Here is a 21,502-nt window from a genome sequence, read left to right on the forward strand (position 1 = left end):
GACGAAACAACGAGCATCATGACATCCAATCCGTCGATTAACGGACTGTATGGATAAGGATTTTCAACGACAGCGACGGCAAGTACGCCTTCCTCTTCTTCGAACTTTTGTTGAAAATACGCTCTCAGGTCCACAACAACAATCCCCCGTATAGCTTCAGAGTGCAGTTTAAGCTATAATGATTTCGCAGTGTACTAAATGTTCGACAATGTCCGCCCGGTTTCCTGCCTGGAATCGCAAGAAATCGATTCGGGACCGTCAGAAAGGACACCCTTATGTTTTTTAAATCCAGTAAAATCAACGAATTCCGGCTTTGGGGATTGCTATTCACGTTATTCGGCATGGGTCTTATGATTCTCGGTACTTCCGGCATCGTCTTCTGGGGACAAGCCGGCAAATGGTTCGCTGGCGTCTTCATGGTCATCGGCATGATCGCCATGCTGCTCAGCGTCGGCGTCTACTTCTGGGCCGGCATGCTGTCGACGAGCGCCGTGATCTTGATTTGCCCGGAATGCAACCGTCACACGAAAATTCTAGGAAAAACCGACCGTTGTATGTATTGCAAAACAAAGCTGACGCTTGATCCGAATGAAGCTACCGACCTGGACGAGGGGATTACGGAGAAGGCCTAACTACATAGCAAAATCAAAAAAAGCGCCTCTCCAACGGATATTACCCGCGGAGAGGCGTTTTGAATTAGGTATTAGGGCTTTTGTTGCAAAGCTTGATCGATAACTCCCCAGATCTGATCGTCCTGGAATGAACGCTGCCAAGTGGCCACGCCCGCCAAGCCGTATTTCTTCACAAGCACGATACGCGAACGAATCGAGATGTCATCTTCGATCCAAATGCGCTTCTTGGCGCCACCCTCCGTGTATTCGACATAATTCTGACCTGTTTTCGCGTCAAAGACCGGTTTAAGCTTACGCTCGGCGATTAATTTGTCGATTGCCTGCATACCGAGCGCTTTGGAGCTTACCTCGTTCGTGCCGTCCGCTTGCTTGGTCTCCGTCCATACCCGGGCATAAAGCGGCATGCCCAGAACTAGTTTGCTCGGTGGAACACCATCCTCTTGTAAAAGGCGCAGGATCGAGTTTTCCGTCCACGGGAGCGATGCGACCGATCCGGCTTTGGGACTCGAAGCCCAATGCTCGTCGTACGCCATCAGCATCATGAAATCGACGCTCTCGGCCAACGCCGGACGATCCAAAAACGCGGACCACATCTCACTGTTCGACTTCGGCGTCACGTCGATGGACACCACGAGTCCCTGTTCATGAAGAATGGGCGTTAGCTCCCGGACGAATTGAACGAGGTTCGCTTTATCCGCCGTCTCGACATTCTCGAAATCGATATTGATCCCCTGCAAACGATATATTTGCGCATAGGCGACCAATTGTTGAATCATATTAAATCGGGTCTGGGCAGTGGCGAGCGCCTGGGTGGTTCTTTTCGGCTCGAAACCGTTGCTGAACAGCGCCCACACTTGCGTTTTCCGTTTGGCCGCCCAGTCGACGTAGGCTTTGTCGGCTTTGCTGCGTATTTTGCCGGTGCCGTCGATCAATTCGAACCAGGTGGGGCTGACGACGTTCACGCCATCCAACGCGCCGATCGCGGACACATCGGTCTTTTTCGCGTAGACGCCTTCCCAAGTCATATTGATTTTGCTGCCCATCACCTTCCATGCGACAAAAGGCGATTCTACTAATGGCTGCTTCACTTGCTCGATCCCGATTAAGCTGAGCTTGTCTTTGGGCATGTAGCCAATCGTTCCGCTCAGCGCCTGCACCTTATACCAATCGGGATTCGTCGTCTCCTCCCAAATTCGCACCTCGGCGCCGGCTTGCAGCTTCTCGTAAATCGTAGCCCGGATCGTCGGCGACGATCGAAGAGCCGTATCCGTTGTCGTCTTCGCCCGCTGAACGGACTTCCCGGCAGGAATGAGCGTCACCGCTCCCGTACCATCGTCCGCCTCGACATGTAGTCCGTATAATTCGGTGAGCGGCGTAGAAGGCAAGTACACCTCTCCATCAATGACTTCCGCGGCTTCCCTTAATTCATAAGGCTTGCTGTTCAACGTTGCCGTCAACAAATCCGTCTTCAGCCGAAGCACTTGGTGCGCGCTCGTGAGGACGATGGAGCCAGTCGCTTCTTCGTACCAAATTGCGTTGGCCAGCCCCGCCGATTCCATCAAGACCTTTAGGGGGAGCTTGACCATCGTCCCTTCGATAACGGCGCCTCCGCTTGCTATTGTGCCGGCAACCATAATCGGATGCGTATATCCATATTGAGGCTTCTCCATCTTCGTATTCGGGATAAATAACCAGTACACGCCAAATAAGACGACCCCGAGCAAGAAAAAGAATGACAGCCGCAGCAACGTTCGAATTAACCCGCCGGGCTTCCTTCGCCTCGGCCTGACTTGAACCGTCTGCATATCCAAACCTTCCCTTTCCTCCTGTACGCAAGTTTATCCCGCTCTCGACAAAATAAAAACGCGCAGAAGTTAAGGCGCTTGCCTTGTTCCCCCTGCACGCTTCCACCCGAGCCTATTCTCTTGCCGTTCCTTACGAATGCGGCTTGGCGCAGTCTCCGCAAAGACCGTAAATCTCCATGCGGTGTCCTTCCACCTTAAATCCGGTTTCCTTGGACGCCGTCTTCTCGACATCCGTCAGCGTCGGATAATCAAAATCGACGATCGTGCCGCACTGGCGGCAAATCGCGTGATAATGGTCCGACAAATCAGCGTCAAACCGGCTTGAATCGTCGCCATACGTGAGCTCTCGGACAAGACCCGCTTCGACGAACAGCCTTAAATTGTTATAAATAGTCGCCACGCTCATGCTTGGGAAAGCCGGGGACAACGCTTTGTAAATTTCATCTGCTGTCGGATGTATCATCGAATCCATCAAGAAGCTCAGAATAGCATGACGCTGAGGAGTCATCCGTACGCCGGTACTTTTCAATTGTTCAAGTGCTTGTTCTACGGTCGCACCCATGCCCTTCACGCCTTTCTGCTTCGTTAGAACCATTGTACGTGCAGACTTTTCATTTTGTCAATGAATGGCCGCGTCAATTCGATGGAAGATACCGGTTAATGGAGATGCTGCTGTTCGCGTCGATATCAATGCGGAATAAGTCGTCGCCCACGGTGCCTCGGACCGTCTTCTTCCCGATCGTAAGCGGCAGTTCGGTCGTAATCGTCCCGAACGTCACCGAGCCGTTGACGGAATATTCGCCGGTCTCCGGCAAGTAGAGACGGATGTCGCCGATGGAGCTATCGATGTTCCAGTCGCCGCCCACCACGCTGCTGCGAATGTCGATTTCCCCGTTCAACGTGTCGACCCTAAGGCCGGAAGCCGCTTCCGCGATCGAGATTTGACCATTCTTCGTCTCGACTTCAGCGCCGCCCCGAATCTCCTCCAGCTTGATGCTGCCGCTCGACGTCGAGGCATCCGTGGTGCCTTCCATTTGCCTCGCCGCGATATCGCCGTTGGCGACCTCAAGACTCGCGTCTCCCGTAATCTGGTCGACCGCTATGGCGCCGTTCTTCGTTTTCACGTCAACACCCCCCACGATTCGAGAAACCCGGATCTCGCCGTTGGTTCCCTGAATCGCGAGGCCGCCCGGGAGGAAAAGTCCTTCCGCTCGTATGGCTCCATTGCCGGCCGTAATGGTCAATTTAGCTTGAGGCTGTTCGGGCTGTTCAGGTGCTTTGTCTTGCGCGTCATTCGTATCGTTAAGCGAAGCCGCGCTGCCGGCAGGGGAACCGTTCGCCGCGTCGTCGCTCTGTACGTCTTCCTTCGCGCTTATTGATTCTGACGAATCGCTCGGAGGTAAAGTTTCACTTTCTTCGGCCTCGGTTAGCTTGTTGTCGACGACTGGGATTTTGGCAAAATGCGAATCAGGCGGGATGGTGACGACCACGTTCATCCGTGGCAAGCGGCTGCCGTCCGCGCCGTATGCTTTGCCCTTCGCTTCGATGGCGAGCTTCTTCTCGCCGCCAACCTCCAAGACGGAGGCTGCGGCGGCCTCGTCGGCTTCTTGTTTGTTCGCGGAATCGATCCACACGATGGTTTCGATCGTCATATTCGCCGTTTCTCCCTTAAGGACGGTAACGGAACCGTTCGGGTTATGGATCGCGATCGACTCGATGTCGGCGCCAAGCGGAATCTCCAGCTTCTCCTTGTCGTACTTAAAGCCTTTCTCCTCCGATAGACTCGCGGTACCCGGCATATTGACGTTCCATTGATCCAGCCACTTGAACGGCATGGCCGCATATTGCGTGACCGAAAAAGCGGTAACCGCGATGACGGCCGCCATGAAGCTCCCCCCAAGATCAAAGGGCAGCCGCTCCTCCTTCTTGCGATAAGCGAGACTATACACGATTACCTCGATCCCAAGCAGCACGAAAGCGGCCGGCCACCAACGGCCAAGCAGCGCGATGTCGTTGCGCCCGGCGATTTGATCCGATAAAAGCAATCCTCCGACCGTTAATATCAGCAGCGCAGCCGTGATTCGTCCCGTCCGCAGCATCGTCCCCCTCCTCCTAAACGCATAGATGAGCGCGATTATGATCAATCCGATGCCGGTTAGATCATTGCCGTTATCCTCCAGCAGCTCGGCGAGCCATTCCGGCGGCGCCAGAAAAACGAGCATGATCGCGCCGAGCAGCGCAATCGCAGCCCCTTGAAGCACGGCGGCCCACGTTCCTTGTCGAACAGGCGCAGCGTCCTCGTCGTGTTGCTGCCTGGAAGCCTCCTGCAGGGTGCCGAATACGCTGAAGAACCAAAACGCGGGCACCGCCAATCCCAAATAGACAAGCAGCAGGGCGAAGCGTCCGCCAGCCAAATCGGCGAAATGGATCATGGCCACGATATCGGTCAGCGTTCCGGCCAGCAGAAGCAAACCTTTCCTATGCAGCCCGAGCAGCAGATGACCGGCTCCCGGGCACACAAACGCCGCGAGCACGGCCAGCGCCGCCTTGCGTCTCGAGCTCCGTTCCATCCCTATCCCTCCTCCGACAAAGTGCGCTCATCGCCATGAATAGATCCAAAAGTTGCTTACGCACAAGACCAAAGGACTATTATCGCCGTATTTTGCGGCGAAGCGCCTTTCGCTCCATAGAAATATAAGATCACTTATGCGTGAAACAGCTTGTATTTAAACAAAGTTGTCCTTATTGTACCACACTAAAATCGAAATCGCGGCGGATGAACACGCGGGTATACGAGACTTCCTTACCACCCGGACGATTTCCTCAACCGATTGGATCTTTAATGAAGGCATCGACGGTTAGGTCCGGCGTTTTGGGTTTGGGGATCTTTGTCGGAGCTATATACGAGAAAAGGAATCCTCCGTTCCGCCCGATGGCGGTAGACAGAAGATTCCTTATAATGTCGCGTGCAGCTCGTTATTGACTCAGACGCTCCAGCAGCAATTTGTTCGCCAGCGCGGGATTCGCCTTGCCCTTGGACGCTTTCATGACTTGACCGACCAGGAAGCCGATTGCCTTGTCCTTGCCTGCCTTGAAGTCGGCGACGGATTGCGGATTCGCTTCGACGATCTCGTCGACGATCGCCTTGACCGCGCCTTCGTCGCTGATTTGGACAAGTCCCTGCTCTTCGACGATCTGCTGTGGCAGCTTGCCGGACTCGAGCATCGACTTGAACACCGTCTTCGCGATCTTGCCGTTGATCGTGCCCTTCTCCAACAGCCCGATCATCTCGCCAAGGCCTTGGCCGGTGATCTTCACGTCATCCAGCTCCAGGTTGTTGGCGTTCAGATACCCGAGGAGCTCGCCCATCATCCAGTTCGACACCTGCTTGGCGTCCTTCGTGTATTGGAGGCTCTCTTCGAAGAAGTCGGCCAGCTTCTTGGACGTCGTAATGACTTCCGCATCGTAGGCCGGCAAGCCGAACTCGCTCGTATACCGGGCTTTGCGCGCATCCGGCAGCTCGGGAATCGACGCGCGTACGCGCTCTTTCCACTCGGCATCGATGTGCATGACGACCAGATCCGGATCCGGGAAATAGCGGTAGTCGTGCGCTTCTTCCTTGCCGCGCATCGAAAACGTCTTGCCCTGGGTATCGTCAAAGCGGCGCGTCTCCTGCACGACTTCGCCGCCGCTGTCCAAAATATCCGCTTGGCGCATCTGCTCGTACTCCAGGCCGCGCACAACGCCGCGGAAAGAGTTCATGTTCTTCAGCTCCGCGCGGGTACCGAATTTCTCTTGGCCATATGGGCGCAAGGAAATATTGGCGTCGCAGCGCATGGAGCCCTCTTCCATCTTCACGTCGGACACGTCGCAATACAGCATGATCGCACGCAGCTTCTCGAGGTACGCTTTCGCTTCTTCCGGCGTGCGAATGTCCGGCTCGGACACGATCTCGACGAGCGGCGTGCCAACGCGGTTAAAGTCCACCAGCGAGGCGTAACCGCCGTCGACGTGCGACAGCTTGCCCGCGTCTTCCTCCAGATGCAGGCGCGTAATGCCGATGCGCTTCGTCTGGCCGTTCACTTCGATATCGATATAGCCGTTCTCGCCGATCGGCTGATCGTATTGGGAGATCTGGTACGCCTTAGGCGAATCCGGATAGAAGTAGTTCTTCCGGTCGAATTTGCTCACGTCGGCCACGGTGCAGTTGAGCGCCATCGCCGCTTTCATCGCGTATTCGACGGCCTGCTTGTTGAGCACGGGCAAAACGCCCGGGTGGCCCAGACAGATCGGACATGTATGGGTATTCGGCGGGGCGCCGAAGGACGTGGAGCAGCCGCAGAAGATTTTGCTCTTCGTGTGCAGCTCGACGTGAACTTCTAGCCCGACTACCGTTTCGTATTTGTTCGCTTCAAACATCGCTTATAGCCCTCCGCTTCCTTCAAGCTCGGCTTCGAGAAACCCGAATCCCACTGGCAGCACGCTCGGCCTGTCGGCGGATGGGCTGCGCGAGCGAATGGGTTCATCGAAGCTGATAGGTCAACCCGCGCTTACAGCTGCGGGCGTTGTTGATGGTGATCGGTATGCTGCTCGTAGGCGTGGGCCGCGCGAAGCACGGTCCGCTCGTCGAACGCCTTGCCGATGATTTGCAGGCCGATCGGCAGACCGTCCGCGAAGCCGCACGGCACGCTGATCGCCGGCACGCCCGCCAGGCTGACCGGAATCGTCACGATATCGTTCAAATACATCGTGAGCGGGTCGCCAACTTGTTCGTCGATCCGGAAGGCCGGCGTAGGCGCGGTCGGGCCGATGATGAGGTCGAACTTCTCGAACACGTGGTCGAAGTCTTGTTTGATGAGCGTCCGAACCTTCTGTGCCTTCAAATAATAAGCATCGTAATAACCGGAGCTGAGCGCATACGTCCCGAGCATGATCCGGCGCTTCACTTCGGCGCCGAAGCCTTGACTGCGGGATTTGCGGTACATGTCGATCAGGTTGTCCGGATTGTCCGCGCGAACGCCGTAACGCACGCCGTCAAAACGGGCCAGGTTCGAGGAAGCTTCGGAGGACGCCAAGATGTAATAAGCGGCAACTGCATATTCCGTATGCGGCAGCGACACTTCTTCCCAAGTTGCGCCGAGGCTCTCGTACACTTTTAGCGCGGCGAGCACCGCTTCTTTCACTTTCGGATCGACGCCTTGGCCGAGGTATTCCTTCGGCACGCCGATGCGAAGACCTTTCACATCCCCCGTAAGGGCGGATGCGTAGTCGGGAATCTCCACGTTCGCGGACGTGGAGTCCATCGAATCGTAGCCTGCGATGGCTTGCAGCACGTAAGCGGAATCTTCGACGTTCTTCGTAATCGGACCAATCTGGTCCAGCGACGACGCGAACGCCACGAGACCAAAGCGCGATACGAGGCCGTACGTCGGCTTCAAGCCAACCACGCCGCAATAAGCCGCAGGCTGACGAATCGAGCCGCCGGTGTCGGAACCGAGCGAGAAATAAACTTGTCCCGCCGCTACCGCAGCGGCCGAACCGCCGCTGGAGCCTCCAGGGACATAGTCGGTATTCCACGGGTTGCGAGTCGGGTAAAAGCTAGAATTCTCGTTCGAGCCGCCCATCGCGAATTCGTCCATATTCAATTTGCCAATGAGGACGGACTGCGCGGCCTTGAGCTTCTTGACGGCCGTTCCGTCGTAAATCGGGTCATAGTTACGCAGGAATTGACTCGCGCACGTCGTCAGCAGCCCTTCCGTCACCATATTGTCCTTCAAGCCCGCGGGCAAGCCGAACAACAGGCCTCGCTCGCCGCCTTCGGCCAGCTGCTTGTCCAGCTCGGCCGCAGAAGCGCGCGCGCCTTCTTCATTTAGAGTTAGAAATGCCCGGACCGCCTCGTCCGTCTGCCCGATCCGGTTGAACGAAGCGTCCACCAAATCCGCTACGGTCAGCTCTTTGCCGACCAGCTTGTTATGTACTTCCTGCAGGCGCATATCGAATAAAGCCAACAGTCGTTCCTCCCTTCAGCAATCGCCGCATGCCAGCCTTAGCCGCACGCCGCGTCTTCTTCCGCACTTGATGACGTGCTACTCCAGTACCGCCGGTACTTTGAATTGTCCGTCCTCTTCGTCCGGCGCGTTCTTCAGCGCGGTCTCGTTCGACACGGATTCACGAACTTCGTCTTCGCGCATGACGTTCGTCACGGGAAGCACGTGGCTCGTCGGTTCGATGCCCTCCGTATCGAGCTGGTTCAGCTTCTCCGCATATTTCAAAATCGCGTTCAACTGACCGGTGAACTGCTCTTTCTCTTGCTCCGTCAGCTCCAGCCGCGCCAATTTGGCAACATGCTCAACGTCCTTCAGCGTAATGCTCATGGGCAAATGCCCCTCCCTTTCCAGCCTTTATGCTCGCATTCTTCATATTATAGCGTAATGGTCCGTGCAAACTCAATGAATTTAGGGTCGTTACAGCGCCATCAAGCCAGAGATTAATGTCCACATTCCGGAGCAGGTCAAGAATAGGAGAACCAGCCGTTTGAACGCGGATTCCGCGACTTTGCCCGCCAGCGCTATCCCGATTGCGACGCCTACGAGCATTCCTGGTATGCCGGCGAGACACCCGCGGAGCACATCGGCCGTCAACAGGCCTTGGCTAAAGTATACCGCCACGGTGACGATGTTGAGGGCTAACGCGAAGAACGTCAGATTCGCGCGGAAGCGCATTTTGTCCATGCCGCTGGCGGATAGAAACAGCGCAACCGGCGGGCCGCTGAGCGAGATACTCCCATTCAGCACGCCGCTTAGCGCGCCCGTCAGCGGATAGGACAGCCTCGTGCCGCGGATCGGGAACGAAGCGCCGCGCAGCTGAACGATCGCGAAGGCGCAGACGAGTACGCCCGCCGTCAGCTTCATAGCGGCCGCGGGCGCGACGGCGAGCAGCCAGGCGCCCAGCGGCACGGCGGCAAAGCTCGAAACGATGAGCATCCACATGCCGCCCAACTGCACATGCCGGCGGATCGGCGCCAAAACCGCAATATTCGTGATCAAACTTAAAATAACGACGACGACGACCGCGGACTGCATGCCGAGTGATGCGCCGAGCAGCGGCATCGCAATCAGCGCGAATCCGAATCCCGTTAACCCTTGCGCGATGCCTGCCGCGGCCGTAATGATGAAGGTAATCATTAGCCAATACAAAGAGGCTTCCATGCTGTTCGAGTCTCCCTTTAGAATCGCGAGGTGATATAACAATACAGAAATCATAAACGGGTTAATAGGTATCTACAATACTGAATTTTGGCATGTTAAATATAAAAATAAGGCATTCATTCCGCGTTTATTAGCGGCTATATGGGAAAGTAAGATCGGCTGCAGCATTCGATCATTCACGGCATGCGGCAACCGGGGAATCAAGGCGAAACGGTTATTGCGCGTCAATGGCGAGCGACGTCGTTTCATTCCGGCGAGATCCAAGGTGAGTTATCGACGTGAGAATTATCTATGCCTGTATTAAAAAAGGAGCCTGGCTCTTGAGCCAAACTCCCTTCCCTAGTTTGCAGTTTGCGTCCGGACAAGGTACAGGTTACAGGTGAGTGCCCCCGCTCGCATCGATGCATTGCCCCGTAATCCACCGGCTGTCCCGCGAAGCCAAAAAAGCCGCGATGTCCGCGATATCCGCCGGTTCGCCCCATCTGCCGAAGACCGAATAATTCGCCCCGGCCGCTCGGCTATCCGGATCGTTCAGCATCGACGCGTTCATGTCGGTCGCGACGAAGCCGGGCTGGATCGCATTAATCGTAATGCCGCGCGCCGCAAGCTGGGTCGCGAGCGAGAGCGTCAGCGCGTTGATCGCGGCTTTCGTCATGCTGTATGCCGGAATAATCGGGAGCGAGATTCGCGTGACGGCGGAAGACAGGTTAATGATGCGGCCATTATCCCGGAGTCTGGGCAGCGCTTGTTGGACAAGAAAGAACGGCGCCTTCATATTCAAGCCGACCACTTCGTCGAATTGGCGCTCCGTCGTGTCTTCGAGGTTGGCCACTAATCCCATGCCGGCGTTATTGACGAGGATGTCCAATTTCGCCTCCCCTGTTCTGGCGTGCAGTGCGTCATCCAACTGATCATAAAGCCGCCCGACGCCCTCCAATGTGCCGAGCTCGGCTCCCAACGCAAAAGCCGCCCCGCCATCCCGCGTTATTTCGCGCACGACTTCCTCGGCTGCATCGCTCCCCCGTCCATAATGGACCGCTACGAGCGCGCCTTCCTTCGCCAGCCGTATCGCGATGGCACGCCCGATCCCCCGGCTTGCGCCCGTCACGAGCGCCGTCATTCCTTGCAAATGGTTCATTCGTCTTCAGCTCCTCTTCTTGTTCTCATCTCCAGTTGTACCATGAGGCGGATTTCGAAAAGTTGCTCTCCTATTCTGGGATTCGGGTGAAGGAGACCGTTGAACACGTCCCGTTATTCAGCAAACGCTCAGCTTACATTCACCTTTCTCTTAGGTTGCGTTCACTTTGACTTAAGGTTGGGCGGCCATAATGAGTCTTGTAAGAAAGAGCAGCACGAACAACACAACGATCACGATATCAAACAGACTACTTAGGAGGAATTCAATATGAACAAGTACATGAAAACCGTAGGCATGACCGCCGCTCTTGCCGTGATGATCCCGCTTAGCGCCTATGCGGCCACAAGCACGACAACGACGTCGACCGACGCGACAACGAGCATAACGAGCACGACGGCGAAGCCAGGCCACGAAGGACGCGGCGGAAAAGGCGGCTTCGGCGGGGCGAAATTCATCTCCGACGAGGTGCTGACGCTGCTGAAGCTTGACCGTGCCGCACTGCAAGAAAAACTCGCCGCAGGCAGCACGCTTGCTGAAATCGCGACGGCGCAGGGCGTCACCGAAGAGCAGCTGAAGGCCGCGCTCACTTCCGCATTCGAAGCGCGTCAAGCAGAAGAGAAATCCAACTTCACGTCGAACCTCGACACGTACATCACCAGCAAGCAAACGTCGCCTGAAGGCGGCAAAGCGTTCGGCCTCGGCCGCGGCTTCGGCGGCAACCAGCTCGCTACGGTAGCCTCGGCGCTCGGCCTGACCGAGGATGCGCTGAAAGAACAGCTCGCCGCAGGCAAAACGATCGCGGCGCTTGCGACCGAGAAGGGCGTCGACACGGCGACGATGATTACGAAGGTCCAGGCGGCCATCGACGCGCAAATCGACCAAGCCGTGACGGACGGCAAGCTGACGAGCGAGCAAGCGACGGCCCAAAAGGCGAAATCCGCCGAAATGGCGAAAAACATCGTCAATGGCGAATTCGCGGGCAAGGGCTTTGGCGGCGGACGCGGCCACGGCGGACTTCGCGGAGACAAAGGCCAGGCTCCTTCGGGTACAACTAGCGGTCAAAGCAGCACGACGACTACCGCGACAGGCACTTCGGCTTAAAGCATGCCTATATTCGATTAACACGACTGGATAAACAACAAGGAGCCCTGCCAAAATGGCGGGGCTCGTCGCGTTCTTATTCCAGTATGCAAAAAAGACGCCCGAAATCCATCGGACGTCCGCCTCTATCCCTCGTCTAGATCCATGCTTTCAAATGGATCTGACGAATAAAATCTTCTTTCGTCTGCACCTCATTGTCGCCGACGACCGCTTCTTCAGCTGGTTCTCCGCCGTTCATGATCCGACGGAACAGCTCCTCGTTATGGGTCGCCAACGCGAAATCGATCAGCGCTTCGCGCTCGATCCGTTCGGCTTCCAGCGTCAACAGCACTTCCTCGAGCTCCACGTCTTCAGCCGGCACATAGAAATTGCGGTTTAACTTCGGCACCCGGATGACGTAATCAAACGCATTGTCCGCATTGCGGTCGAAAGCAATAATATATCCATACTCCCCGATCGGGAGATTCTGTTCAAACGTATCGGAAACAACGACGATCTTCTGCCCTAATTTGAGCATATCCGCACCCCTGCCTCTACTAGCTACTTTCTATTCTTCTATCCTACTAGAAAATAGCAGGGAAGTCCAACTCCGATGGGAAATTGCAGAAATACCCGGGCGAGAGGCAGAATGCGATAGCGCCATTAGGTTAAACGTCCGAATCGAACCGCGGCCGCGAGCGATGAGAGCATGAGCAGAAAGGCAGCGACAAGCGGCGCCCAGTCATTAGCGGACCACACTTCTCCGGCTATTAAACGCGATGCCAAGCCCGGGATTGCGCCCGGAGTCCATGCCAGCACATCCGGAAAGGCGCCCGCCAATAATACGGCGGCCATGGCGACCGCCATGGAGACGAACGCAGCCGCCGCGCCGCTGCCTAAACACGCGCTCAGAGCCAACGTCAGCGTCAACGTGACGCAAGCCCAAATCGCGAATAAACTTAGCGCAAGCAGCGCAGCCTTCCATGACACCGGGCCGAAAAGCGCGGACGTATAATACAACGCCGCGCCGTAGCCGCCTGCGACCGCGACGACGGTCAGCGTAAGTAGCGCAGCCCATTTGCTGGTTACGTAAGCCGCAGGCGAGACGGGCTTGACTAGCGTCATGACCGCGGTTCCGGCCGTCCGCTCCCCGGAGACGATGCCCATTCCGGCTAGGGCGAGCACAAGGAGACCGAGCAGCCCGAATTGCTGCAGCGTCTGCCCCAGCACTTCATAGGCTTGCGGTATCGGAATCTCGATAACTGCCCCTGCCGGCATGCCGCCCGAGCGCTCGATGATCTCGGGCATGTAGTACATCGCAACCGGCTGCGAGCCGCCCAGTAGGAGAAAGACGGCTGGCACCCACAACAATCTATAGCTCCGCAGCAGCTCTCGCCATTCCTTCCGATACAACACCCACCAAACCGTCATTTCGCCACCGCCTTCATGAAGATGTCTTCCAGCGTCATCTGTCCCATATCCAGCCGCGTGATCCGTATGCCCGCTGTCGCGATGTCCCGCAGAAGCGACTCCCGGGCGGCTTCCAAGTCGCGCACGACCAGACGCATGCCGCGGTCGACCCGTTCGGCGTTCAAGACGGCCGCCTCCGTCCCTTGCAGCCAACGTTCCGTCCAACCGCGCGACGCCTCGTCGTCCTCCGTCTCCACGACGATAACCGGCTGTCTGTTCCGATGTCGCACCTCGGATAGCGGCCCGGATTCGACCAGCTCGCCTTGTCGCAAAATAAGGATGTCGTCGCACAGCGCCTCGGCATCGTGCAGCACATGCGTGGAGAACAGCACGGTCGTCTCGCGCTTCACCTCCTGAAGCAGCGCCATGACTTCGCGCCTGCCGATCGGGTCCAGGGCGGACATCGGCTCGTCCAGAATGAGCAGCTTGGGACGATGAATCAGCGCTTGGGCAATGCCTAACCGCTGCTTCATGCCGCCAGAATAGCCGCCAATCCGTTCTCGGGCGGCATCAGTCAACCCGACGCGCGCAAGCAGCTCCTCCGCCGCTCCGGACGCGGCTTTACGCGTCAGCCCGCAAAGCTGGCCGGCGTAGAGCATGTACTCGCGGCCGCTCATCCAAGCATAGAAAGCCGGATGCTGCGGCAAATAACCGATCGAGCGCCGCGGATCCGATTCGCTCGCGCCGCCAAGCAGCCGGATCTGTCCGGATGAAGGGCGAAGCAATCCCGCGAGCATCTGAATCGTCGTCGTTTTGCCCGCGCCGTTCGGTCCGAGCAGCGCCGTGCACCTCATACTGTCAAGCGTAAAATTTACGGATTTAACCACCGTTTTATCGCCAAAACGCTTCGTCAGCGCCGTTACGTTCATTACGCCCCCGCCTCGCATCATCGGCTCGATCGCCTCCCTGCCGCGAAAAACAAGACCGGACCGAGCACGTTCCCGAATAGGATGATCAGCATCCACATCCATTTCGGCCCTCTCGTCTCCGCCGCTCTCGCGCATCCAATTAACGCCGTTATGACGAGAATCAGCTGCAGCCCCAACAAGGGGGCCACGATCGCCCACAATTTTGAATCCAACACCTCGTTCATCGCTATCCGCCCCTTCGCTTGGTCGTGATTAACGACCTTACTTTTTAAGTGTTTTAACGTTTTGCGGCATGCCTTTATATCGAATAGGGGGATCAGTGCCGCAGCTCATTTACCACCGCGCCTCGGCCACCCTTTGCGAACAACGATCCAGTAAATAATAAACGGCATCGGAATTTGAATCAGTCCCCACAATCCCCAAAACCATGGAAATCGGCTCCGCCGCTTCGCATCCACGAACAGCCACGTGGATTGGCATAAGGCCACGACGCCGATCAACACCAGCAGCCAGACCGGAACGTCCCCGAGTTTCTCTAGCTCCTCCATTCTTCGGCCCCCTCCTTCGACCGCACGCCCGTCGCGACAAACGCGATGGCGGCCACGAACACCGTCGCTTGCAAGATGACGAATCCGATGATGCTGCTCTCGACTACCAGGACCATTAACGAGAGGATGAGCGCCGCCACGGTCCAGAAGACGAACAAATCGCGCCATAGACGGCTGCGGCTGCGCGCGCGCTGCTCCCCGACGAGCTGCTCGAATGCGGCAAGCGGCGGAAGCGGCGGTTCGATGCGGGCATCCCACCGCTCCAGCGCGGCGGACAGGTCTTGCTCCAGCTCTCCCCATTCCGCCTCGTCCTGGGTCATCGTTTCGGCCGAACGACGATTTCTATTGTTCATGGGTCCATCCGAGTCGAACTTACGCGGTTTGTTAGCCTGAACGTCCTGATCCTTGCGCTCCTTCGTCATCGTCCCAGCTCCTTTCGCAATTGTTTCAGGCCATTATGCAGCCTTGATTTGACCGTGCCGAGCGGAATGTCGAGCATGGCCGCAATGTCGTCATACGCATAGCCGTAGTAATATTTCATCAATACCGGTACCCGAATGTCGTAGCTGAGCGTGCCGAGCGCCTCGAGCATCTCCGGCCATTCCTCCTGCCGCATCGCCGTCTCGAAGCGAATCGCCTGCAGCGCCTGCTCGCCGGACTGCCATTTGCGCTCCCGCTGCTTCTTGCGCATTTCATCCATATAGAGCCGCGTGCCGATCGTGATCAGCCACGTGGAAAATTTCGATTTGCGCTGGAACGAGCCGATTCGCTCGATCGCCTTCACCATCGTTTCCTGCACCAAATCCTCCGTCATCGCTTTATGCATCGTCACTTTGAGGAGATAGCGGTAGAGCAGCGCGTAGTTGTCCCGCAGCAGCCGGGCCAGCGCCTGTTCGTCGCCGCGGACCGCGAGCTTCACCGCCGTCTCTTCGTCTATCGTCCCCGCGATTGCCTCCATGCGCGCCTCCCCTTTCTCTCTGTCTGGCCATGTGACGCTTCGGTTGCCGAAAATGTTCATTGCCCTGCAAAAATTTTTTTTGGTAACGTTCGCCGGCCTTCAGTATAGCGGATAACCATGCCGAGTCCTATTGTTCCCTGAGATGAAAAAAGAGCGGCCTTTGGGGCCGCTCTCGCGTCGCTGCAAATCGGATCAGTTATCGAAAAACGCTTCCGCCTTCTCGCGGTGATGCGCCTTGACGTTCGAGCCGAGCGCCTTCACCGCCGCCGCGACGATCGCCAGATCATCCGTCAACCCGAGGCCGACCAGGACGTCGGGCACAGAGTCGACCGGCAAAATGAAATACGCCAGCGCCGAAAATGCGATCCCTTTCGCGTACAAAGGCGTCTTGCTGTCGATCGCCGTATAATACATCGCCACGGCGTCCTTGGCGAACGGAACTTTGCCGGCGAATCGTTTCATTTTCCCGAAGAAGCCCTTCCGGACGTACTGCTCCTGCTTCGGATCGTAAGGCGTCGGAACTTCGGGTACCCCCGTCCCCAACGCCCGAGATTCAACCTGCGCGGCCGGTTCGATTGCGTGCTGCGTGCTCATCGGCTACCCCTCCCGTGCTAATTAACGAATCGTAAATGAGCTATAACGGTTCTTACCTCATTTACGTCGCAGCTCAATCGCGGGTTCCCTGGAAAGCGGAGGAAGATGCGCAGCGAGCGCTATATCGTCATGGCGCCGAAGCCGCCATCTACGCGGATGAGCGATCCCGTGACGAAGCTGGACGCCGCCTCGGAGGCCAGCCAGACGACGGCCCCCTGCAGCTCCTTCGGGTCGCCGAACCGGTTCATCGGCGTATGGCGCATAATGCTCTCGACGCGCTCGGGCGAGAGGATCGCGCGATTTTGTTCGGCCGGGAAGAAGCCCGGGATGATCGCGTTGACGCGAATTCCGTGCGGAGCGAACTCCCGCGCGAGGAACTGCGTCATGCCGTTCACGGCATGCTTGGAGGCGGAGTACGTAAAGACGCGGGAAAGCGGCGGCGCCGACGACACCGAGCTGACCGTAATGATGCTGCCTCCGCGCCCGGCTTCGATCATCGCCTGACCGAACGCCTGGCAGGCCAGCATAACGCTCTTGGCGTTCACGTCCATGATGCGGTCCCATTCGTCCTCGCCGATCTCGAAAAACGGCGTCGCGCTGTTCGCCCCCGCCACGTGCAGCACGATGTCGGGCGTTCCCCGCCACGCCCGGATTTCCTCGAGCGTCCGGAGCAAGTCCGGCTTGCTCGTAACGTCCCCCTGAAACAACCGTCCCCGGTCGTCCTCCAGCAGGTGGCGGATCATGGGTTCCGCTTTCGCGGTATCGCGCGCGACAAGGGCCAAATCCGCCCCGTGCTCGCGCAGCGCCTCCGCCATAACGCGGCCGAGCGTGCTGCCCGCGCCTAGAATGACGGCCGTGCGGCCGCTCAAATCGAATAGCTGGCTTGCCGCCATGCTTTATGCCTCCTTAAATGTCAGTGACCGCCGCGATTCGCCATAGCTTTGCGGTATTGCTCCGGCGTCCGGCCTTCCGCCGCTTTGAACAGCCTGCTAAAATGGGCCAAATGCTGAAACCCGACCGTGCGGCAGACGTCCGACACGCTCCGGTGCGGCTCGAGCCGAAACAGCATTTTGGCCTGGTTCAGCCGGCGGTTGTACAGATATTTGAAGACGGTCGTACCCGTCACTTCTTTGAACAGATGGGATAAATACGGCTTGGTCAGATGCAGCGCGCCTGCGATCGCATCGAGCGTCAATTCCTTGGCGTAATTCTCTTCTATATAAGACACGACCGATTGCACATGACGTTCTTTGAGCGAATCGTGCTCGTGCTGGCTTGTCGGACCGTCGCACCATTCCCGAATGAGCGCTAGCACGTCGAGAAAGCGGAAGGTGAACCGGTCGGCTCCCGCCGCCGCTCCGTCCGACCTGCGAGCCCGATACAGGACGTAAAGTTGGGCGAGCAGCGATTCATACTCGGCCTGCTGCGCAGCGCTGAGCGACAAGCAGATATTGCGCAGCTCCTCGAAGGGCTGCAGCATATGCGCCGCCGCTTCGGGACGCAGCAAGCGGCCGATCATCGCCGGCTCGAAGTGGAGAATCGACCGAATATACGGCTGGTGCGGCGACGGATTGGAGCAATGCAGCGTCATGCCGTGCATAAGAATCAGGTCGCCGGGCTTGAGCGCGATCAGCTTGTCGCCGATCAAGTAGTTGCACTCCCCGCCTTGAAAGTAATAAATCTCGTAATAGGGATGCGAATGAAACTGCGCCCCCGCCATCGGGGCATCGTTGCGGTACAGCATCTCGACGGGCGATAGCCATTGGGATTGATGGACCGGTGCCGGCACGCACGCTTCCTCCAGTTCGGACGGCGCTTGCATGCGGGATGCCGGCGCCTCGTTTTCTCCCATTCTACCATGATCGCCGAGAGGCGGAACAGCAGGAGAAGGCGCCGAACTAGAGGCCGGGGCCGAACCTTGATGCGCGTTAACGGACGACGACCGCCTGCTGCTGCGCCCGCACGCACAATTCGCCCGCCTTGAACGCATGCGCCTGCGACATCGCCTGCTCGGTTCGGTTCAGGCAATCGAGAATCAGCTCGCCGAAGAACGGATAGCCGACTTGACCGCCCACCTGCAGATGATGCTCGCCCTCATGATTCACCAGATAGACGTGATCCCCTCGTTTGTCGCGGGCAATGTCGATGTATTTGCGCAGCTCGATATACCCGTCCGTGCCGAGAATGACGGTCCTTCCGTCTCCCCAAGTGCCCAGACCGTCCGGCGTCAGCCAGTCGACGCGGAAATAGTTCGTCGCCCCGTTGTCGCCGACCAGCGTCGCGTCGCCGAAATCTTCGAGCTCCGGGTGATCCGGGTTGCGGTAATTGCCCACCTTGCTGTGCAGCACCTTCGCGTCCTGACAGCCGGCGTAGAAGAGAAATTGCTCGATTTGGTGACTGCCGATATCGCACAGAATGCCGCCGTACTGCGCCTTCCGGAAAAACCAATCCGGCCGCGAAGGGGCGTTCAGCCGGTGCGGCCCCGTCCCGAGCACCTGCACCACTTGGCCGATGGCGCCTTCCTGCACGAGCTTGCCCGCGTAGACGGCACTCTCCACATGGAGACGCTCGCTGTAATAGACCATATATTTGCGTCCCGTCTTGGCCGCTTGCGCTCGCGCCGCCTCGACTTGCGCAAGCGTCGTGAACGGGGTCTTGTCGGTAAAATAATCCTTCTCGTGCGCCATGACCTGCATGCCGAGCGCCGCCCGCTCCGAGGGCACCGCCGCCGCGGCGACCATGCGGACGGACGGATCCTCCAATATCGCCTCCGGCGACGATGCGACCTGCACGTTCGGATAGGCCTTCAGAAAAGCGGCGACTTTGGCCGGATCCGGGTCGTACACCCACTTCAGCGTGCCGCCCGCCTCCAGCAGCCCGTTGCATTGGCCGTAAATATGCCCGTGGTCGAGCGCCATCGCCGCGAAGGTGAATTCCCCCGGACCGCATACCGGCTCCGGTTTATTCGCCGCGACCGGCGCGTAATTCATGCCATCCCCGCGTTCAAAGGATGCTGCCATTCGCCCTAACTCCTCTCATGGGAACAGCCGGACTAGCACGCCCGGCTTCCGCTTCTGCGCCCAGGTTGACGCGTCTATCATGCCTGTTCTAGCGAGCAGCTTTAGTAAGTGCCCGTCAAATCCGCCGGCTTCCCGGCCGTCTCCGCCTTGCGAATGGTGGACGCCTCGATGCGCTTGTTCAGCTCCGCCTCATGAAGCGCCTCGTCGAACGGAAGGTCGACCCATCCGTCGGTCCACGTAGAGAGATGCATCGCGTTCGAAATCGACAGGCCGTGAATGCCCTCTTCGCCGGGCGCGATCAGCGGCGCGCCGTGCAGGATGGCGTCGGTGAAATTTTGAATAATGCCCGGATGTCCGCTCGTCGCGCCATGAATCGGAATGTCCACCTTCCAGCATTCCGGCGTCGCGAATAATTCCGTGTTGCGCGCATTGAAGTCCGGCTCCGGCTCGCGCAGCCGCCAGAACGTCATCTCGTCATTCTCGATGACGATTTTGCCCCGCGTGCCCGCGACTTCGAACCGGTTCGTCCCCGGCGCTTCGCCCGTCGTCGTAATGAATACGCCCGTCGCGCCGTTCTCGTACTCGGCATAAGCGGTCACGTCGTCCTCCACCTCGATGCCGCGGTGCTTGCCGAAATGACAAAACGCGCGAATCCGCGTCGGCATCATGCCGATCGTCCACTGCCACAGGTCGAGCTGATGCGGACATTGATTGATGAGCACGCCGCCGCCCTCGCCGCCCCACGTCGCGCGCCACGAGCCGGAATCGTAATAAGCCTGCGAGCGGTACCAGTTCGTAATGATCCAGTTCGTGCGGCGAATCTCGCCGAGCTCGCCGGAGGCGATCAGATCGCGCAGCTTCCGGTACAGCGGATTCGTCCGCTGATTGTACACGATGCCGAATTTCAAACCGTCCTTCGCCGCGGCCGCGGCCGCCTCGTTCATCTCCCGCACCTGCTTCGCGTAAACGCCGGCCGGCTTCTCGATGAGGACGTGCACGCCTTTGGCGAAGCCTTGGATCGCTTCCCGCGGATGATCGTAATGCGGCGTCGCCACGATGATCGCGTCTACGAGCCCCGAATCGAGCATCTGCTCGGCGTGCTCATAGACCGCGACGCCCGCCAATTGCTCGCGCGCCCAATCCCGCTTCTCGGGCATGCCGTCGCACACCGCCGTCAGCTTCGCCCCTTTGATTTTGCCTTCGATCAGACTGCGGGCATGCCCCGCTCCCATATTGCCGATGCCTATAATCCCGTAACGAACTTCGGTCACGATTGCAGCTCCTCCATCCATGCGCGCATTTGCTTGGCATAAACGCCCAGCATCGTCTTCGTATCGTAAGCTTGGCTGAAGTCCTCCACGCCGAACCAACCTTGGTAACCGACGGCCTTCAGGTCGGCGAGCACCTGCTTCCACGGCACGATGCCGCTGGCGATCGGCCGCCAGGAACAGGTGAACGGCAGCGTGTTCAGCGGATCGGCCTCCGGTCCGCCCTTGGCTGCGTGCGGGGTGTTGGGATGATCGGCCGCAGGCAGCCACACGGCGTTCTTCACGTGGACGTGCGCCAAATACGGACCGAGCAGCTCCATGCCCATCCGGTAATTCTCGAACCCTTCATGGACCATATTGCCCGGGTCATAGAGCACGCCGATGTGATCCGGGTTGAACCGGCTGACCAGCCGATGTGCCGAAGACGCGCTCGGGGCGATTGTGACGTGATGCGTCTCGATGACCGCTTTGACGCCGTAATCCTTGGCGAGCGGCTCCACCTCGGACAAGTAGCGAATCTCCTGCTCGAACAGATCATTGTAGTTGGCCGTCCGGTTATAGCCCGGCACGCCGACGCGCACCATCGATGCGCCGAGCCGCTTCGCAAGACGGAAGGTCTGCTCGGTGGCCTCCAGGTCGCCGGCCGCGATATACGGGGTCAGCGCGATCGCTTGCCGGCCGTGACGGCGCGCGGCCTCCTCGAACCGGTTGATCTCGTCCTCGTCCGCGCTCGGGGCGATCGTGCACAGATTGTTGCCCCAGAACGAAGGCTGCTGCGCGCGAGTCGCCTCGTCCGTCTCCTTGCAGCGCCACTCGATGCCTGCGATGCCGCTCGCGGCGGCCGCTTCGCACAGCTGTTCCGGGGTCAAGTCCGGCGTGGCTACCGTAAATACCGACAGCTTAATTCCATCG

The 21,502-nt window shown here is 58.3% G+C and carries 24 protein-coding genes (1 of these 24 cut by a window edge); 2 read left to right on the top strand and 22 right to left on the bottom strand.

Annotated elements, in window-relative coordinates:
• Window positions 1-134: the beginning of a nucleotidyltransferase-like protein gene (locus ACFSKT_RS25570; RefSeq protein ID WP_377719553.1), read on the bottom strand. It extends 739 nt beyond the left edge of the window; only the first 134 of its 873 coding nucleotides appear in the window; its start codon is at window positions 132-134; its stop codon lies off the left edge, out of view.
• Between the two features lie 141 nt (window positions 135-275).
• Between ACFSKT_RS25570 and ACFSKT_RS25575 the strand changes: the two genes are divergently transcribed.
• Complete coding sequence (locus tag ACFSKT_RS25575) at window positions 276-632, top strand: YgzB family protein (RefSeq protein WP_148933323.1); 357 nt, start codon at window positions 276-278, stop codon at window positions 630-632.
• Window positions 633-703: 71 nt separating this feature from the next.
• On the opposite strand, the gene ACFSKT_RS25580 is transcribed toward ACFSKT_RS25575, so the two are convergent.
• From ACFSKT_RS25580 to ACFSKT_RS25615, 8 genes are all read right to left on the bottom strand, one after another.
• The gene (locus tag ACFSKT_RS25580; protein ID WP_377719558.1) at window positions 704-2,437 is read right to left on the bottom strand and encodes a glycosyl hydrolase family 18 protein; all 1,734 of its coding nucleotides are present in this window, start codon (window positions 2,435-2,437) and stop codon (window positions 704-706) included.
• A 130-nt stretch (window positions 2,438-2,567) separates the two neighbouring features.
• A complete protein-coding gene (gene perR, locus ACFSKT_RS25585) occupies window positions 2,568-2,999 on the bottom strand; it encodes a peroxide-responsive transcriptional repressor PerR (protein ID WP_377719552.1) in 432 nt (143 codons plus the stop codon).
• A 73-nt stretch (window positions 3,000-3,072) separates the two neighbouring features.
• Window positions 3,073-5,007: a DUF4097 family beta strand repeat-containing protein gene (locus tag ACFSKT_RS25590; RefSeq protein ID WP_377719551.1), complete on the bottom strand. Its 1,935-nt coding sequence runs from the start codon at window positions 5,005-5,007 to the stop codon at window positions 3,073-3,075.
• Between the two features lie 406 nt (window positions 5,008-5,413).
• Window positions 5,414-6,856, bottom strand: a complete 1,443-nt coding sequence (gatB, locus tag ACFSKT_RS25595) for an Asp-tRNA(Asn)/Glu-tRNA(Gln) amidotransferase subunit GatB (protein ID WP_377719550.1) — start codon at window positions 6,854-6,856, stop codon at window positions 5,414-5,416.
• Window positions 6,857-6,987: 131 nt separating this feature from the next.
• Window positions 6,988-8,445: an Asp-tRNA(Asn)/Glu-tRNA(Gln) amidotransferase subunit GatA gene (gene gatA, locus ACFSKT_RS25600; RefSeq protein ID WP_377719549.1), complete on the bottom strand. Its 1,458-nt coding sequence runs from the start codon at window positions 8,443-8,445 to the stop codon at window positions 6,988-6,990.
• A gap of 78 nt (window positions 8,446-8,523) precedes the next feature.
• Window positions 8,524-8,811, bottom strand: a complete 288-nt coding sequence (gene gatC, locus ACFSKT_RS25605) for an Asp-tRNA(Asn)/Glu-tRNA(Gln) amidotransferase subunit GatC (RefSeq protein WP_377719548.1) — start codon at window positions 8,809-8,811, stop codon at window positions 8,524-8,526.
• Window positions 8,812-8,901: 90 nt separating this feature from the next.
• Window positions 8,902-9,645 (bottom strand): sulfite exporter TauE/SafE family protein, encoded by a 744-nt coding sequence (locus tag ACFSKT_RS25610; RefSeq protein ID WP_377719547.1) that lies wholly within the window; start codon window positions 9,643-9,645, stop codon window positions 8,902-8,904.
• 373 nt (window positions 9,646-10,018) lie between these two features.
• Window positions 10,019-10,783, bottom strand: a complete 765-nt coding sequence (locus tag ACFSKT_RS25615) for an SDR family oxidoreductase (protein ID WP_377719546.1) — start codon at window positions 10,781-10,783, stop codon at window positions 10,019-10,021.
• Between the two features lie 267 nt (window positions 10,784-11,050).
• Between ACFSKT_RS25615 and ACFSKT_RS25620 the strand changes: the two genes are divergently transcribed.
• Complete coding sequence (locus ACFSKT_RS25620) at window positions 11,051-11,884, top strand: hypothetical protein (RefSeq protein WP_377719545.1); 834 nt, start codon at window positions 11,051-11,053, stop codon at window positions 11,882-11,884.
• Between the two features lie 136 nt (window positions 11,885-12,020).
• Here ACFSKT_RS25620 and ACFSKT_RS25625 read toward each other — a convergent pair whose 3' ends face one another.
• From ACFSKT_RS25625 to ACFSKT_RS25685, 13 genes are all read right to left on the bottom strand, one after another.
• Complete coding sequence (locus ACFSKT_RS25625) at window positions 12,021-12,401, bottom strand: ATPase (RefSeq protein WP_377719544.1); 381 nt, start codon at window positions 12,399-12,401, stop codon at window positions 12,021-12,023.
• A 125-nt stretch (window positions 12,402-12,526) separates the two neighbouring features.
• On the bottom strand, window positions 12,527-13,294 hold the full coding sequence (locus ACFSKT_RS25630) for an ABC transporter permease (protein WP_377719543.1): 768 nt from the start codon (window positions 13,292-13,294) through the stop codon (window positions 12,527-12,529).
• Window positions 13,291-14,223, bottom strand: a complete 933-nt coding sequence (locus ACFSKT_RS25635) for an ABC transporter ATP-binding protein (protein ID WP_377719542.1) — start codon at window positions 14,221-14,223, stop codon at window positions 13,291-13,293. The genes ACFSKT_RS25630 and ACFSKT_RS25635 overlap by 4 nt, the downstream gene beginning before the upstream one ends.
• Complete coding sequence (locus ACFSKT_RS25640; RefSeq protein ID WP_377719541.1) at window positions 14,220-14,426, bottom strand: PLD nuclease N-terminal domain-containing protein; 207 nt, start codon at window positions 14,424-14,426, stop codon at window positions 14,220-14,222. Before ACFSKT_RS25640 ends, ACFSKT_RS25635 begins: the two co-directional genes overlap by 4 nt.
• A gap of 105 nt (window positions 14,427-14,531) precedes the next feature.
• Window positions 14,532-14,750, bottom strand: a complete 219-nt coding sequence (locus ACFSKT_RS25645; protein WP_377719540.1) for a sigmaY antisigma factor component — start codon at window positions 14,748-14,750, stop codon at window positions 14,532-14,534.
• On the bottom strand, window positions 14,738-15,172 hold the full coding sequence (locus tag ACFSKT_RS25650) for a YxlC family protein (protein ID WP_377719539.1): 435 nt from the start codon (window positions 15,170-15,172) through the stop codon (window positions 14,738-14,740). Before ACFSKT_RS25650 ends, ACFSKT_RS25645 begins: the two co-directional genes overlap by 13 nt.
• Window positions 15,169-15,708 (bottom strand): RNA polymerase sigma factor SigY, encoded by a 540-nt coding sequence (gene sigY / locus ACFSKT_RS25655; RefSeq protein WP_377719538.1) that lies wholly within the window; start codon window positions 15,706-15,708, stop codon window positions 15,169-15,171. The genes ACFSKT_RS25650 and sigY overlap by 4 nt, the downstream gene beginning before the upstream one ends.
• Before the next feature lie 192 nt (window positions 15,709-15,900).
• Entirely contained in the window at window positions 15,901-16,302 is a 402-nt protein-coding gene (locus ACFSKT_RS25660) for a YkvA family protein (protein ID WP_377719537.1), read from the bottom strand.
• Between the two features lie 119 nt (window positions 16,303-16,421).
• Window positions 16,422-17,195 carry an SDR family oxidoreductase gene (locus ACFSKT_RS25665; protein ID WP_377719536.1) on the bottom strand — a complete coding sequence of 258 codons (774 nt, stop codon included), beginning with the start codon at window positions 17,193-17,195 and terminating at the stop codon, window positions 16,422-16,424.
• A 20-nt stretch (window positions 17,196-17,215) separates the two neighbouring features.
• The gene (locus tag ACFSKT_RS25670; RefSeq protein ID WP_377719535.1) at window positions 17,216-18,154 is read right to left on the bottom strand and encodes an AraC family transcriptional regulator; all 939 of its coding nucleotides are present in this window, start codon (window positions 18,152-18,154) and stop codon (window positions 17,216-17,218) included.
• 76 nt (window positions 18,155-18,230) lie between these two features.
• On the bottom strand, window positions 18,231-19,322 hold the full coding sequence (locus tag ACFSKT_RS25675; protein ID WP_377719534.1) for a Gfo/Idh/MocA family protein: 1,092 nt from the start codon (window positions 19,320-19,322) through the stop codon (window positions 18,231-18,233).
• A 101-nt stretch (window positions 19,323-19,423) separates the two neighbouring features.
• On the bottom strand, window positions 19,424-20,593 hold the full coding sequence (locus tag ACFSKT_RS25680; RefSeq protein ID WP_377719533.1) for a Gfo/Idh/MocA family protein: 1,170 nt from the start codon (window positions 20,591-20,593) through the stop codon (window positions 19,424-19,426).
• Window positions 20,590-21,495 carry a sugar phosphate isomerase/epimerase family protein gene (locus tag ACFSKT_RS25685; RefSeq protein WP_377719557.1) on the bottom strand — a complete coding sequence of 302 codons (906 nt, stop codon included), beginning with the start codon at window positions 21,493-21,495 and terminating at the stop codon, window positions 20,590-20,592. Before ACFSKT_RS25685 ends, ACFSKT_RS25680 begins: the two co-directional genes overlap by 4 nt.
• Between the last annotated feature and the right edge of the window lie 7 nt (window positions 21,496-21,502).

Source organism: Paenibacillus xanthanilyticus (assembly GCF_042682185.1).
Lineage (GTDB): Bacteria > Bacillota > Bacilli > Paenibacillales > Paenibacillaceae > Paenibacillus_Z > Paenibacillus_Z xanthanilyticus.